Annotated in this window: 15 protein-coding genes; all 15 read right to left on the bottom strand. The window is 46.8% G+C overall.

Going from position 1 to position 16,378, the window contains the following annotated elements:
- Positions 1-10: 10 nt before the first annotated feature.
- A complete protein-coding gene (locus AC58QT_RS28675; protein WP_497411963.1) occupies positions 11-3,148 on the bottom strand; it encodes a glycosyl hydrolase in 3,138 nt (1,045 codons plus the stop codon).
- 13 nt (positions 3,149-3,161) lie between these two features.
- On the bottom strand, positions 3,162-4,187 hold the full coding sequence (locus tag AC58QT_RS28670) for a sialidase family protein (protein WP_497411962.1): 1,026 nt from the start codon (positions 4,185-4,187) through the stop codon (positions 3,162-3,164).
- Positions 4,188-4,201: 14 nt separating this feature from the next.
- Entirely contained in the window at positions 4,202-5,125 is a 924-nt protein-coding gene (locus AC58QT_RS28665) for a dihydrodipicolinate synthase family protein (protein WP_497411961.1), read from the bottom strand.
- Between the two features lie 100 nt (positions 5,126-5,225).
- On the bottom strand, positions 5,226-6,878 hold the full coding sequence (locus tag AC58QT_RS28660; RefSeq protein WP_497411960.1) for an extracellular solute-binding protein: 1,653 nt from the start codon (positions 6,876-6,878) through the stop codon (positions 5,226-5,228).
- A gap of 124 nt (positions 6,879-7,002) precedes the next feature.
- Entirely contained in the window at positions 7,003-7,887 is an 885-nt protein-coding gene (locus tag AC58QT_RS28655; protein ID WP_497411959.1) for a carbohydrate ABC transporter permease, read from the bottom strand.
- 18 nt (positions 7,888-7,905) lie between these two features.
- Positions 7,906-8,814 carry an ABC transporter permease gene (locus AC58QT_RS28650; protein WP_497411958.1) on the bottom strand — a complete coding sequence of 303 codons (909 nt, stop codon included), beginning with the start codon at positions 8,812-8,814 and terminating at the stop codon, positions 7,906-7,908.
- Between the two features lie 377 nt (positions 8,815-9,191).
- Positions 9,192-10,379, bottom strand: a complete 1,188-nt coding sequence (locus AC58QT_RS28645) for a M24 family metallopeptidase (protein WP_497411957.1) — start codon at positions 10,377-10,379, stop codon at positions 9,192-9,194.
- Positions 10,380-10,482: 103 nt separating this feature from the next.
- Entirely contained in the window at positions 10,483-10,965 is a 483-nt protein-coding gene (locus tag AC58QT_RS28640) for a hypothetical protein (protein ID WP_497411956.1), read from the bottom strand.
- A 16-nt stretch (positions 10,966-10,981) separates the two neighbouring features.
- Complete coding sequence (locus tag AC58QT_RS28635; protein WP_310499471.1) at positions 10,982-11,407, bottom strand: hypothetical protein; 426 nt, start codon at positions 11,405-11,407, stop codon at positions 10,982-10,984.
- A complete protein-coding gene (locus tag AC58QT_RS28630) occupies positions 11,404-11,550 on the bottom strand; it encodes a hypothetical protein (RefSeq protein ID WP_497411955.1) in 147 nt (48 codons plus the stop codon). Before AC58QT_RS28630 ends, AC58QT_RS28635 begins: the two co-directional genes overlap by 4 nt.
- Positions 11,551-11,565: 15 nt before the next feature.
- On the bottom strand, positions 11,566-11,715 hold the full coding sequence (locus tag AC58QT_RS28625; RefSeq protein WP_497285127.1) for a hypothetical protein: 150 nt from the start codon (positions 11,713-11,715) through the stop codon (positions 11,566-11,568).
- A gap of 21 nt (positions 11,716-11,736) precedes the next feature.
- Positions 11,737-12,636 carry a hypothetical protein gene (locus AC58QT_RS28620; protein ID WP_497411954.1) on the bottom strand — a complete coding sequence of 300 codons (900 nt, stop codon included), beginning with the start codon at positions 12,634-12,636 and terminating at the stop codon, positions 11,737-11,739.
- 13 nt (positions 12,637-12,649) lie between these two features.
- The gene (locus AC58QT_RS28615; protein WP_497411953.1) at positions 12,650-13,582 is read right to left on the bottom strand and encodes a hypothetical protein; all 933 of its coding nucleotides are present in this window, start codon (positions 13,580-13,582) and stop codon (positions 12,650-12,652) included.
- On the bottom strand, positions 13,579-15,090 hold the full coding sequence (locus AC58QT_RS28610) for an ATPase, T2SS/T4P/T4SS family (RefSeq protein ID WP_497411952.1): 1,512 nt from the start codon (positions 15,088-15,090) through the stop codon (positions 13,579-13,581). The genes AC58QT_RS28615 and AC58QT_RS28610 overlap by 4 nt, the downstream gene beginning before the upstream one ends.
- Positions 15,091-15,113: 23 nt before the next feature.
- Complete coding sequence (locus AC58QT_RS28605; RefSeq protein ID WP_497411951.1) at positions 15,114-16,349, bottom strand: CpaE/TadZ family protein; 1,236 nt, start codon at positions 16,347-16,349, stop codon at positions 15,114-15,116.
- Positions 16,350-16,378: the final 29 nt, after the last annotated feature.

The raw sequence follows: 16,378 nt of genomic DNA, 5'->3' as shown, positions 1-16,378 counted from the left end.
CGACAATAAGTTAAGTCTCATTCAACCTAATTATTTGTATTGGTTCCATTAAACCGTACGGCTGCACGTTATATTCAGGTGTGAATTCCTTACCCACGGTTCGGAAAGAACTCCAGTCCGTCGTTGCTGTCCGTCCACGTGCGTCATGAAACGGGCCAAACATATTGCGTGGGCTGCCCATCACTTCAATTTCTAGCTGATTGGCGCCTTCGTTCAAGTATGGCGTCAGATCGATACCGTCCGCAGCCTTCCATGGTACATGTCCTGCAGTTACGCCGTTGACCCGAATTTCCGTCGTCACCGCTGAGCAATCTCCAAGCAGCAGTATGGCTTTGCTCTCCACTTCATGCTCATGATAATAATTCACATCATAAATGATGCTGCCGTTATAGTGGTAGTAGCCCTGTTGACACCAGTCTCCTGTGTGGAGTGTGTCAGGCTCGGCTGTTAGACACCTCTCTGTGCTCACTCCGAAATCACCCATGATGTAGCAATCTTCCAATTCCATCGCCTGATGATAAGCACATGACAACTCCAATTCATTAATCCCTTGGCGAATCCCAGTTAGCAGCACTCGGTCCATAGAACGGTCTACAAACCAACCATCGGCTCCAGATGATACCGATTGTCCGTTTAATCTAATCCCGAACTGACGTGCACCCTCAATCACAAGATACGTAGCTGAAGCTGGTACATCTATGACTTGAAAAGTTAGCTTCAAGCTAACTGGTGTGCCATCCTGCGGATGAGCTTCACGAATCCACTTGTAGCGTTGGGTAATTCCATTATAATACACTTGACGCATTCCAAGCATATCACGGATTTCGCGTTGAGCCACCCAAACTTCCTTCACTTCGGACCAGTCCTCATCCCCTATACGGTAGGTGCACAAGTCCAATGTCAGCACATTGGGCATCGTTCTTCTGAATTGAAAAGCAGGCCCCAAAGTCGCATACAAATCATTGTCAGACAGACTCGCTGGAAGGTTGACGCTAGAAGAAGCGTTCACTACGCTATCGAGCTGCTCCGAAATGATGACATACAGTTTGGAATCCGTCGGCCCAAATCGAGCATCAAAGCGCAACTCACCGTTCTCATTCCAAGAAGGAATCCCTTCAATACTGCCAGTCAACGCGTTCCATTCTTCAACTCGACCTTCAGCTTTGACTTGTATACAGACATCAAACGATTGCTGTCTGTCATTGTTTACGATAAATAAGGTATGTCCGCCACCAGTTTCTTTCAACAGATACAGCAATTCAGGCACTTCTGCCGCATCGCGGTTCTGAATGCTAACAGCCCTTGGCTGCAGTTGTTCAAGAGTTGCGATTATCCGACTGGCCGTATCGACAACCATTACGCCCGGATGAGCGTATAACCTTGCCGGTTCCTCCGACACTCTGCCCTCGACCATTGTTGCCGCTGGCAAACTCGCAATTACCCGGCCTCCGGCTTCAAGAAAAGCCAAGAGCAGGTCGAGTGTGCTGCGAAGCATGGTGCGGACCGGAGGGATGACTACCGTTGTATATCCTGCCAAATGGACGAACAGCCTCTGATCTTGAACCCGGCCGACGTCGGCCATGATCGTCTCATCCCCAAGATCGAAATCATAATGCGCACCAATCATCGTGCGTAACAAATCATTAAACTCATCTCCGTAACGGTCAATACTCGGAATATCCCGATCCAAGCCGCGTCTTACGGCCCCATACGGATCTGTACCAAGCATCGACCAAGCGGTTGAAGAAGGGTGCAGGATAAGAATATCCCTGACAGGCGTACCTTCCGTCATAACAGCACCGATTCGTGCAAAATAATCCTCAATAATCCGGTTATATTTCCACCAGGAAGTCTGGTAATTGAAAACAGGTGGATAATCCCTTTTGCGGCAGCCCTTCATGGAATACAACGCTAGATGCTGCGATCTAACGTTCACGCCAAGCACATACTGCCAATCGCCCATCCATTTTTGCCCTTCAAATGTAAATTCCCAGCCGGTACACCCATACGTTTCTGAAATAACGAATTTCTTGCCGTATTGATTCGCCACACTGGTACATTGTTTGACCGTCATATATTCGTCTGTCTGTTCGCAAAGCATATCAATGCCAGGCACATGCTGGTAACGATAATGAGGCATCACAGCTCCACCCACTCTTGTCGCTACGCCCAAGGCACTTTCCCACAAATAGTGCCCAGTAAAAGCGAGACCATTCTCCTCGCACCAGTCCCCTAATTGTTTCGTATAGGACTCGCAAAATTTCTCCGATACGGTACGCCAGAAATCATGGCGGGCCATCGAGGACATTTTACCATTAAAATAAAGATAAGGAAGTACATCCAGGATATCATAACCACGTTTCTCCGAAAAATAAACGGGCAACGAGTACGTCCAAGGTAACCAACCTCGACCTTCTGTAAATCTGCAATTACGGTCATGGATTCCCGGTTCATCCGTGAAAATACCAGTGATGGTACGTCCAAATTGGTCGCCAACTTCCGCTTTGTAGACTTCGTACGTAGCGTTGATGAACTGGCGAACCGTATCCGCATTCATGCTGTCTGGTGGAGCTTCATCGTTAAACCATTCACTCGGGGCGGACACCTCGATACGGAAGACGAGAAGCACTTCCTCACCAGAGGACAAAGGAGAAAGGGCCGCAGCTGATGCAGCCGAGGCTTTCATTGTTTTTAATGAAATCCTCTCGCAGCTGTGTACCTCATTCCCCTCGATGACCGCTTTAAATACGGCAGCTACTCGGCCGTCGTCTTCAAATATGTCGTTCCCTCGTACAACTTGTATCGTCAAACCTTTAGAACGGTATTCGTCACCTTGGGCCTGTACTTTGCCGCCAGCAGAGCCTGATGGCCAGCGGTCTTCATCGTACAGCCATGCCTGCATGCCGAGTTCTTCGGCTTTGGCAACCGATACTTTGACGGCATCCATCCACGCCTCACTTAGATAAGGCGTCTCCAAACCGTCCCTCGAATGCATGAAAAATCCGCCGATTCCTTGCTCGTTCATATCTGCAATCTGACGCTCTAGCTCTTCTTTTTGCAAATCGTCATTCCATGCCCAAAATGGAACGGACCGGTACGCTGCAGCGGGCAGCTCAAATTGCTTTTTCAATTGCAATAACCATGTCATAATGGGCCTCCTCTTAACCTGTTTCGACTTCCAGACTCCAGCATACAATGCGTTCCCGCTTCCACGTGTAGGTCACATAGATCCGATTTCCACTGGCGATGACGGCTGGATACGAGTATTCTCCTGGCTCAATAGGAATCGTAAACGAGCGATATTCCGCCTCCAAAACCAGCAATTCCTCCCAGTACTCTCCGTTGTCTTTGGAGATACTCAACAGCAGAGGCATGCGCGGTCCTTTATACAGACCGACTGGATTGTAAGCAAGTACCAGCGTTCCGTCATCCATTTGAGCTAAGTCAAATCCGCTGTTGTTGTTGGGCAGGTAAGTTCGGTAGGCTGATGACCACGTTCTCCCCGAATCGGACGAATCGCTGCGGTATATGAATCCTGCCGTGCTCCGCATGAGCATATGCACATGACCTGGCTTCGACTCCCACAGTGTCGGCTGAATGAGCCCTTTGCCCCGTACTAGCTGCCAATCTCCCGATTGCTCCTCATTCCCATGATTGACCGGCACTAGCTCGCTTCTGGACCATGTTAAGCCTTCATCGTGGGAAATATCAGCGAAGCAATCCCACACATCGCCTTCGATGGATGCAGGAGCTAACCATGTGCCATCCTGTAGTACGATTAGTTTGTTTTTAACTGGCCCTCTACCGCCAATGTCTCCCGGGACCAGCTCGACCGGCTGGCTCCATGTCGCACCGTCATCATCAGACAGGGCTACGCGCGTATACCATTCTGGGATCGGAGACCCAACCTTATAGTGGAGCACGATCTGACCGTTATCTTTGCGGAACAACACGGGATTCCAATGCACGAGTTCTTCTTCATCTGCAACCTTGTACGGCTCCGACCAAACGTTATTCGTTCTCTTGGAGCACCAAATCGCGACGTCAGGTTTACCTTCCCTGCTTCCAGCAAAATAGGCCACCAACAGATCCCCGTTAGGAAATTCAATAACCGTTGACGCGTGGCAGCTGGCAAAAGGACGATCTTCCTCGAAGACAAATTGTTTCATTTGCTGTATCAATTTCATCCATTCTCTCTCCTCTACACGTGGTATTGCTCTCTATATTGGCGGGTTAGCGCAAACAGTTGCTCAACCTCACGACGGTTTGAATAGGTCAATTGACGATGGTCTTTGGACCTTGTATGCAGTCCGACTGGCAGTCCTTCGAGACTTAAGTAATATTTCGCATTGACTGGATACAACTGACTTTCGATGACAGAGGACATACCCAGAAAATGCTGCAGCTTCTCCGCTTTCTCCTGCTGTTCTGCGTAATGGCGCGTTAGCCAAACATACAGATCCGGATGAAAATTGCCCATAATGCCGCTATAGCCGTGAATTCCTAAGTGCAGGGTTTCCAGTAAAGTTGCTGTATTGGCATTATATATTTGCAAAGCGCCGCCTACCACCGCATCCAGCTTTTGCCCTATATGATCGGTATGACAGCACGTATCTTTCAAAAAGGTAAACCGGCCGGTAGACTCGCACCATGCCAACAATTCCGGCGAAATCAGCCGTTTATAAGGATAGGGACATTCATAAATACCAAAAGGAATAGCTGGTACAGCATTCATCAAAATTTCCGCATTGCGCTTCCACACATCTTCAGATTCATTCTGCTGCGCCAGCCTGTTGCTGACCAACACAACCGCCTGTACGCCGGTAGCAGCTATTGTTTGCAGCTCTAAGATTTGATCCTCAATCGAATCTGATATATGCCCCGAAGCAATTACCTGAACGCGACCTCTTACTTTTTCCACTACAAAATGGGCAATGTCCCTTCGCTCCTCGAGTGTTAAAAAGAACATTTCACTCGACTGACAAACAGCAAAAAGTCCAGCAACCCCATGTCCAATATACCACTCGATCATTTGCTCCAAAGCCTTGTAATCCACTTGATTCGAATCGGTGAAAGGAGTTACCATTGTAGGCCAAACGCCTTTGGCAATCGGTTGAATCTGCATGCTTATACTACCTCCGTTATTGGATAAGATGCCGTTCACCGCACCATCTGGTCGATCAGTGCGGCGAAACGGGCTAACGCATCGGTATCCTAACTTGCGCTTATTTTTTCTGAGACAATCTGGCTAATGCGCCGTTATAAATTTTTTCCAACTCTGAACCACCCGTATCACGGGCCTTTTTCATAATCGCGTCGTATTCATCAATTTTCTTAACGCCCATAATAAACTTATCGTATTCCTGCTCCAGCATCGTATTAAGCGGTGCCAAAATTTCCTTCACACGAGCTGTTTCTTCGATAGTAAGCGGGGGATCGATGTAAGGATCGTGGTAGGCTTTATCTTCAGAAACCGTTTTCCAGTATGTCTCATGTTCTGCGCTCCAGCTGCCTGTCAGCTTCTCAACCTGCACCTGCGGATCCATATTGGCGAACCATGGTGTGAAGCTCAATTTACCAGAGCCAAGATCCGAGTACATCGCATAGAAAGCTGTTGGCTGCCCTTCCTTAAATTTCATGACATAATCGGATTTCAGCTTCGGCTGACCTTTCTCATCCAATGTATGATGAACACCTTCAACACCATAGCTCATCAGGTTGGACGCTTTCTCCGTGTACATCCAATCGATCAGTTTAATAAGCGTTTCCGGATCTTTCGCTTTGGAGCTGATCGCATACATTTTGTCCGTCAAAGTCGTCGCATAATATTCCGCTCTAGCTTTGCCGCTTGCATTAGCTGGGATTGGAATGATCTGGAAATTGCCGTCTGGAACTGCCTTTTGCAGCTGCTTTGTATAATCCAACGCGAAACCACTGTTGTCAAAGAAGAAGAACGATTTACCGCTGGTCAGCTTTTCGGTCCACTGCTGCTGAGTCGCCACCGCGTAATCCTTATCTAACACGCCCGATGTAAACGCTTTATTGAAAAAAGCAAGTACCTCTTTAAATTGTGGTGTAGATGGGCCATACACATACTGTCCACCGTTAACATCTTTATCAAAGTAAATACCAGTGCCTGTGCCCACGCCTGACCCCAGTGGATAGGCCATCGTTTTAAACAGCTGGTGGATAGGTCCGCTTCCTTTGCGCACAGAGAATGGTGTGGCGTCTGGATAAATCTTCTTCAGCTCCCCAAGCACAGTCAACAGTTCATCGAATGTTTTCGGTGTCGCCAGATTATGCTTTTTCAGCAAATCCGTACGAATGACGGGACCGAAACCGTTCTTCAGCTCATTACGACCCACTGCCGGGAACCCATACAGTTCACCGTTAGCCGTCATCTTCGCCATGTCTGGGTTCTGATCCCAGAACTTTTTAAAATTCGGCATCAATCCCTTATTCATATATTGCAGCAGTGGGACGAATACGCCCGTTGAAGCAAAGTTGTTGACATCCGACATATTGATCTCAATGATATCCGGCAGATTATTCGTCGCCAGAAGCGTTTTCTTTTTATCGTTATAATTGCTGTTTGGCACGTTTTCGAACTTTAATTTAATATTGGTCTGATTAAATATTTCCTGTTGAACTAGCGCGAAGTTTTTGACCGGCTGGTTGGGATGCTCTGGGAATGTGACTTTCACTTCCCGCTCTTTCTCAGAGATTTTGACTGCCCCTGTAGTTGCTGCTGGTTTGTTCGTAGTTGTGGAGTTAGTGGACGGCGCAGCTTCCTTCTCGCTCGTGCAAGCAACTAAACCCGATGCAACCATTACCGTACAAAGCGATAAGGATAACCCTTTTACCCATGTTTTTTTCATGCAAAAACCCTCCCTTTTCGTATAGATAATGGTACTCATACCTCTTATGCCATCATATCGTATCTGCAGATCAGCTTATATTGTCATCGACGATCAGGCATCCCCCCTTTCCCTTACTTCAAAATCACCCCTTCAATGCACCGATCATCGCGCCTTTCACAAAATACTTTTGCAAGTACGGGTAGACGACCAGAATGGGCAGTATGGTTATAATAATGACCGCAAACTTATAGTTGGCAGCAACGACCCGGAAGTTCGACGAAGCGCTGCCTATATCTGCCGTCTGATCGGAAAATTCCCCTGCAATAACGATATTACGAAGCAGCACTTGAACGGGAAACTTATCGCTGTCATTCAAGTAGATCAACGCCGGAAAAAAACTGTTCCAATGATGAACCGAGTAAAACAACACCATCGTTGCCATAACTGGCAGCGATAATGGCATAATGATTTTGAATAATACCTGGATTTCATTAGCTCCATCCAAATATGCTGACTCCTGCAAGGCCATCGGAATACCCTCGAAATACGTTTTCATAATGATCATATTAAATGTAGAGATAGCTGGAGGAAGCACAAGTGCCCACATCGTATCCACGAGCCCTAGCTTCTGTACCACCAGATACGTCGGAATTAGCCCTCCGCTAATAAACATCGTTACCGCGACCATAAAAATGAACATGCCTCGACCGTAAAAATCTTTTCTAGAGAGTGGATACGCACAAAGCGCTGTCATGATGACATTAATCGTGGTGCCTACGGTGGTATAAAGCAACGTGTTGCCGTAAGTCCGCCATATTTCTGGATTTTTTAATACAACCTTATACGCATCGAACGTGATATCCATCGGTATCCATTTGATCATGCCTCTTGTTACCAAATTACCGTCACTGATTGACACGATAAGGATATAGTAGATCGGATACAAAGTGGCAAACACCAGCAATACAAGAAATAAGATGTTGAAGTTGTCAAAAATTTTCGAGCCAATCGATGCATGTTTGTTCATATCTACCTCACCTTTCGTCTACCACAAGCCGGTTTGGCTGATTTTTTTGGAAATCCGATTAGCCGATACAAGCAATATTAACCCTACGACCGCTTGAAACAGTTCAACAGCGGTAGCATAGCTGAAATCGCTGCCTAGCAAACCTCTTCGGTAGACATAGGTGGAGATGACATCTGCCGTTTCATATGTTGATCCGTTGTACAACAGGATGATTTTCTCGTAACCGATAGCCATTAGCCTGCCGACATTCAAAATCAACATGATGGATATCGTGGGTGCAATACCAGGCAAAGTAACGTTCAGCAACTGCTTCCAACGGTTGGCACCATCGATGTTGGCGGCATCATACAATTCCTCGTCTACGGAAGTTAAGGCTGCTAAGTAAATAATCGAGCCCCAACCGATGCTTTGCCATACACCTGAGGAGATAAAAATGGTGCGGAACCATTCCGGCTTCATCAGGAAGTGAATCGGTGTACCGCCAAACCACGCAATGATCTGGTTAACTAGGCCGTCTGTAGTGAGGAAGTTGACGATCATCCCGCACACCACAACCGTAGATATAAAATGAGGCAGGTAGCTGACGCTTTGCGCGAATTTCTTTAATCGTTGGCTCTTTAATTCGTTCAATAGCAGTGCCAAAATGATCGGAGCCGGGAACGCCCAAAATAGTTCATATACATTAATTAGCAATGTATTGCGCACTAGCTTCCAGAAGTAAGGGTCAATTAGGAACTTTTTGAAGTGATCGAAGCCCACCCAAGGACTGGCGGTGATGCCTTTGACAATGTTGTAATCTTTGAAGGCAATGATAATTCCGTATATCGGCCAATAATGAAACAGGACATAGTAACAAAAGGGCAAGAAGAAAATCATATACAAGTATTTGCTTCGTTTCATATTACGTAAGAAAGGATAGGTCTTCATTCGTGAAACGCCGACCTCCTGCTGAACCTTGGACTGCTGGATAGGAATCCCTCCCAAATGACTAGTTGTACGAATCGATTTCTCCAATGCTTTTGGTATTTGGTAACCGCTTCCGTGATTTCATTATAGAGAATGGTTTTCGCTCTTGGAAAGAACCGATGCAGTTTGCCATGATGCACTATTCGCACAAATCCGCCCATGATTCATATTTCGCAGCATGTGCAAATATCGCACGAATGGCTGATGTTTCAGGCGTGGCGCGGGTTTATCATGTTCAAGGCTAAAAAAAGAGACCTGCATGAATTGGATTCACACAGATCTCTATGGACACTATACCGTTAGCTCAGAAATGGAGCGAATATTGCTCATCTGTCAGCTTAAATACACCGTATCCCATCCCGGGATACGGTCAATTTCTCGTATCCACCTTCGGTGATTAGATACGTATCTTCAATACCCACGACCCCGCGCCCGGGGAAAGTGAACTTGGGCTCGATCGCGATAACCATACCCGGTGCCAGCGGATATTTAAAACCCTTGGCGAGAACGGGTAACTCGTCGATCTCGAGCCCGATGCCGTGACCAAGGAATTTCACTTGGTCAGCGCCGTACCCCATGAAGTGGGCGCTAAGCCCAGCTTCCTGCACTTGATCCAGCGCGAGCAGATAGAGATGCTCGGCGATCATACCTGGCTGCAGCCTAGCTTCCGTGGCGCGGAGGACCTCCTCCGCCACGTCATAGGCTCGCTGCAGCTCAGGGTCTAGATCACCGATCACCAGCGTACGCGTCTGATCGATCAAATACCCGTCGATGGTGCAACCAATATCGACGAGGATCGGTTCGCCGCGCTGAATCAGCGCGCGGCCCGAGCTTTGCGGGCTGGACGGGTGAAGCCCCGTGCCCCCGGCCGGCCCGTCAAAATACGTCGGCACCGCTGCCGACGCGCCTGCCGCGACCATTCCGGTTATCAACTCGGAATTGTACGCGCGCATGCGCATCAGCCCTTGGTGCCCGCGCAGCCTGAGCTGATGCTCAATGAGCGCCATCAGCTCAAATTCCGCCATCCCCTCACGAATGTGGGGGATGACCGCCTCCAGCGCGCCGTCCACGACGCGCGCTGCCGCCCGAATCGCCGCGACTTCGTCCGGCGATTTGATCATGCGCTGCTCTCGTACGAGCAGCGAGCCGTCCTCCCAGACCGCGCCGGGCAGCGCGGTCTGCAAACGCATGTACAGCTGGACGGGTAACACGTCCAGCTCCGTCGCCACACGCAGCGTCCCACCAGCCGCTGCGTCCACGCCCTCAGCTCGCGCGCGAAGCCGCTCGCCGAGCGTTTTCCAAGAGCCAAGAGCTTCAACATCCGCTGCTGCTTCCTCCTGCGCACGTACCAAACTGCGACGAACGAGGTAAATCGCCTCTCCCTCAGTTGGAATGAACAAATACCCCGTCTGCATCGAGCCACAGTAATAATATATATCGACATGGTGCGTGACCAGGAAGCCTGACCACCCTCGTTTGCGCATCTCATCTTGCAGCCACTGCTGCCTTTGCTGAAAAATTGTCATAGAAATCAACTCCTATACGCCGTAGATTAACACCCCACTTTCACATTATACATGGAAATAACCGCTATCGCGCTATGGACACTCTATGGCAACTCGTTTCCCCTCAATACACCATCTCCGCTGAAGACTTAATTGTCCAAGTAATCGGCTGCACCACCGCATACGTTCGCGGAAACGCCAGCCGAATAAACATAATAACACCAGGGCGTTTCAACGTAACCGTGTAGTCCCTTGCATCATCTCGGTACGTGTAGGGAAATATTTCCCCCTCATTAACCACCTTAAAGAAGTCAACAACCACTGTACTTTGCAAAAAGGTATCCGGCAAGGGCTCATTATCTGCATCTAAGCGTAAATTCCCCTGCAAATACGCCATCGCAGCCTCTCTAGCTTTCACCTCATCAATGGCATGAATTCCTTGTGCCAGCTTTACCACATCACTTTGCTGTGCTGCCGCATGTACCGCATGATTCAACCCATGCTTTCCCTGAAAAACGGTATGCATCGCTAGTTCTTCATCCGTTTGTAAGGCATACAAAGACATAAACACCACGCTCATTAGCATCATTAAAAGCAGCTTATACACACCGTTCCCTCAACTCTCAAGGTACATATTCACTCATCTTCATACCGGTTGCCCCCATGCGATCTGATGTAGCAGGTACCGGTATACCGATAAGTTGATCAATTACAAAAAGCCGCTGATACGGATACGTAATCGTTAGCTTCAGACCTGTTCCTCTCCAAACAGGTGTGTTCGCATCCATTCCACTAACGCCAGAGTTGGTTCCCACCTCATAAGTAATTTCTCCAGGTACGAATCCTCTTTCCGCCATACGATCCCTGGACTCGGCAATCATCGCTGCATTGATATACCCATGGCTGCCATTCGCTCCGACCTCGAGCATATAATCGACTTCCTTTTGCAACACAGCTTGTCGAACTATGATGACATGCTTGTACACCGGTGAAAACATAAACCAACAGAGCATCGCAGCAAAAAGAATAAACACCAAAATCTGCTTCATGGATTAATCCGCTCAATTGACACATTTATTCTAGCTCCACTATCACTCACTTGCCTGCGCGTTCCCGTACTTCCTCCAACAACATCGATATAAATACCGATAACGACCATTACCAACATCACCGTAACAAGAATTGACCTCATCCATTACCCACGTTGCTACGGTTGAAGCGAGGAAATGTTTGTATTCGCTGTCGTCCCATGCGTGCTTATATTCCGTCTCATTCCCGTGGATCCGTCATTAATAATCGTAGTAAACAAATAAGCAACCACGATCAGCATCATTACCGTTACCAAAATATTTCTCATATTTTCGCGCTCCTAGTGTAATTAGTTAATAGCATCAAATAATCGTTGCCCTTCAACGATCCACGGGTACATAAATACCCGAAATGTATTCAATATCGGCAATCCTGCAAGTACGAAAAGCACATAGGATACCGTTTCTTTCTTGCTCTCGCGTATTAATTCCATTTTCTCTTTATAGTCCTGAATACGTTGTTTTAACAGTTCATAATAGTCCCCGTGCTCATTCAACCTTAGCGCATTCAGTGTCTCACCAAAGCTATGAGCTTCATCGGTCCCCAGTCTCTTTTTAAAATGAACAATTGCCTCCTCAGCTCCCTGATACCACTCATTCAGCAGCAGCTCGACATGAGCTCGAATCGACGTCGTTTGACCGACACATAAAGACAATTTGTCATGCAAATTCAATTTCGAATCATTATAGTATAAGAGCTGTCGACTGATCGCATAAATATCCCGCACGATGCGCTGGGACCGCTTTTCTTTTAGTACCGTAAGTACTTTTTGATCCCACATTAGAAAAATCGACAGTACCACCACGCTAACAAGGACATACGCAGGCTGTATTTGCAAAGCGAGCCAAGGATGCCTGAAAGCCGCATATCCTATAACTCCGATAAGCATCGCTAATACTAAAAGCAACCTTCTCGCACCCTCATATAGGTTCGCATTCATCCAAATTCCGCATCCTAACAGCAACTGTCGCTTCGTCTCTACAACTTTCGTACTCATCCCCAGTAAGGTATACAATTGCGAGGGAATTTTAATCTCTTTCAGCGTGTTTTTTACCTGTAAGGATCGCCATCTCCTTTTGCGAACAGGTATGAGCTTGAGGACATGATAGATCATCAGCATGACAAGCATAAATAATACAAAACGTGTAGCATACTGCAGCACAAGCAGCTGGTTATTGACCATAACCAAAGGATTCACCTCCTTACATTCTTCGCATAGACAAGTAGATTCCCATCAAAAAAGATACAAATATCAACAACAACGCATCCAAAATCATATTCCGACCAGCAGGGTCGATCACATAATATAAATAAGCGTTATCCCCATTTACTTTGAAATTAATCCACATAAATAAGACCATAAACCCGATTGGAGTAAAATTAGCAATACGAATTTCCAATAATCGATTTCTTTCAATTTGATCAAAACGCTGTGCTTTACGCATATCTGTAATAAGCTCTTTCAGGCTATCCCCCACAAAGCTTCCTTCTTTCAATGCCACTCGCATAATCCCGGTAAAATAATCTGCCCAGATGTGACCCAACGACAAGGAGAAGATGCGCAAGCTTTCCTCTGTATCCCTTTGCGTCATCAAATGACGATATAATTGCTCGAAAACAGGCTTAATGGGATATAAAATCCGATTTTCCTCTATACAATACTTCAGCGCAATTTTTATATTTTGATTAGGGTCAATTAAGTAAGACTGATAAAAGACTTCGACAGCAGGAAGAAACTCTAGCCGTGTTCGTAAACGGACACTCACCAGCTTCACTCGAAGCAGCAAATAAGGCATCGAAGCGCCAATCATCGTCATCATAAGCGCACCTTTTATGGATTGGAAAAACAGCCCGCCAGCCAACAAGCCGAATAACAACCCCACTAGACTGATTGTCAACATCACCTGCATGCTAATTTTCGATTCGACGGCTTCTAACAACTCTTTAATATGCTTAGATATCCAGCCTCTTGTCTCCAAATAAGCGGTTAATCTCGCGCTAAAAGTGGCGTTTCTTACATAGTAAAGCCTAAACCTCGCCTTGCGTTGTCGGATAAACAGTTGTAGCAGCGCCCTAAAACCCACATAAACGAGCACAAATAACAACAAGAGAAAGACATATTTGGCGAAAATCACTGCTCTAAACCGCCCTCTTTCCCTTCATTTTCAGTAAATCCGTGCTCCATCAACAGCGTGAACCAAGCTTCATCCATTTTTCTTATTCTACGCGAAGCATGAAGCGACAATTTCCCGGGAAATGTCCATTTGTCTGTCGAGTTGTCATAAAGTGCTAGATTCGTGACGAAAACGCCTTCATTTTCATACCGATATTCGACGATTCGCACAATCTTTCTTTTCCCTTGAACAACCTGCATTTCAATGCCGATATGTGTCACAAATTCAGTAATCCGCTTCGTCAAGCGCTTGGAATCCATCCCTCTGCCATCCAACATGCACATATCTGTAATGGCATCTGGCACATCCTCCAGCTCACTCACATGAACCGTCGTCAAACTGCCCTCATGACCACGTGTACAAGCACGAACATACAAATTAGCATCTTCGTCCCTTATCTCTGCATGACATATGCGTTTAGGAGACTGCCTTAAGGCAAGTTTAAAAGCCTGTAGGCCTGAATGTCTCGGATCTTCCTCGTCTATTTCATATTCGACGATATTTTTATGGGGGAAATCTCGCTTTAAGTGCAATTCGAATCGGGATTCAATCGTGATTATTCGCTCATTATCATTCATTTCGGCAATAATTGCCTTGAGTAGATTCGTTTTTCCTGAGTTTGTCGGTCCAATAACGACCATATTGAAGTATGTGTGGATAAAACATCGAAGTAATATCTCCATGCGGGCATCCATTGTGGCCAGATCTGGCGAGGTAAGGGAGGTTAAATCAAATCTTTTAACTGTGTAAAAGCGTATTGTCAAAGTGGGTTCAGCTGTAAATCCGAAGCCCGTCATCGTCACACGCGAGCCATCTTGCAAAACCACCTCAGCCCAACGTTTCCTAGGATTAAGAGTATCATGGTTGAATAACACCAAATTTTGTTGAATCCGTTCTAGTTCTCGGACGGATGGAAGCTCATACGCAGATGGTCTAGCTACTCCTCCACGCACTTCAAAAATCCGCTTCCCCACAACCTGTATCTCTTCTAATCCTTCCTTCTGTTTGAGGACAAGCTCAAGGACATTTAAGCCAATAATTTCGGCAAAAATCGCTTCAGGTAATGTCGTATATCCGCTGGTTCGAGGTGGAATATCCGAAAGTCTTCTTTTCGATACAAGATCATGAATGATAGCCAGCAGCTTGCCACGGTCTTCTTCATAACCCAGAATAGCGCGATTCAGCGTCTCATTGTACAACTGTTTCTCAATTTCAGATCTGCCCTTTAAGGCAACAAGCTCACTCCGAATATCCTGTACCCATTGCTGAAAAATAGCTTCCTCACCGGTGCCTACATAATCTTGACTGTTCACGGTTACACGCACACTATTGTTCCATTCACCGACTTCCCCATCGGGATGCCTAATGCCAGCAGCCTGTTGTTTCAGATCGTGATTAAAACCTACCACAGCTTCTTCCGTCCTACGTTCATGCATGTACGTAATCATCGAAAACCTTTTCCCACTCACTCCTCTATCCTCCTCAAATGGATTTAGCTAACCACGCGTTTGCCTGTGATAAGCTTCTGAAACCAAGTATCATGCCGAATATTCACCTTCAAAGGCAACTTATAGAAATCAGCAAATTTCCGCGCTACCACCCTCACTTCTTGATGCATAGGATGCGTGGGGGTCAACATCTCCATAAGCTTACCTTGGTTACAACGCGCGAGGGCATCCCCATGTTTACTGACATGTCCAATTAAGTGCAGCTGCGTTTCTTTGCGAATATCCTTAATTGTAAATTCGCTTTGCTTCGCATTGCGATCCGTTTGCACGGCCATCAACTCGAATGCATGCGGCTGCAAGCCAAACACTGCCCCAACCTGACGAATCCACCTCGAGAAATCCTCCTGAAAATGGGCAATATCCCCGGTCGTGACGACAATTTTGCTGTCAGCTTCGAGCAGACCGCTGACCGTCGCCGCATTATCCCAATACGCGCTGACTTCAATAATACAGATATCGAAAGCGCCACGCGCCACCCGCAGCAAATGGATAATTTCCGATGGCGTAAAAAACTCCGCCTGCTCACGCAGCATATTCCCATAAAGGATATGCAAACCATGCGCCTCCTTCGGCTTATCACAGACGTGGAGCAGCCTCTCGGGGGTTAAGCTATGTGCCTTAAGTTCCGCTCTCAACCCATCTAACGTAAAGTAGTGTTCTTCGCGTCCGAGATAGCGATGAAGTTTAGAACTTTTGAGATTCAAACACAGATAACCAACCTTTTTAGATGTCTCCATCGCTAACATGGCAGCCACACCGAAGGACGCCAACGTCGTTCCAATATTCGGTGTAGAGCCAACGAACGTAATTAACTTACCAGTAGGTATCTTCTTCGAGCCCCCCTCGCTTGCTCCATCCACCCATGCTCTAATTTCATCTGCAATCGCAGCTGTACTGCGGCCTGGAAGAATATAATCCAGCTTCATGAGTTTGCACATTTTCACATACTTCTCATTGATCGAGCCATCATGATAATTCGAAAGTAACACGATGATCTTCATCACTTCATCCTGCCCTAGCAAGCCTTCAAGCAACTCCTCAAGCTCCCCGTACACTAGCTCCCGATCTGATAGAATGACATGCGAGTAAGCATGCTCCTTTAATTTAGTTCCTAAATTATTCGCATCCGAAAATATTTGCCACCCAAACGGTTTCTCATACACCACATTCGTAAGCTCATCGACTAACCGTTGATCCGTCGAAACTAAAGCGATCTGCATTGGCTTTCACCTCTCTTTTTTTGCCATAT

The sequence above is a fragment of the Paenibacillus sp. J31R109 genome, assembly GCF_059692055.1.
Note: the sequence above shows the minus strand (reverse complement) of the source record. Positions and strands in the feature narration are given on the sequence as shown.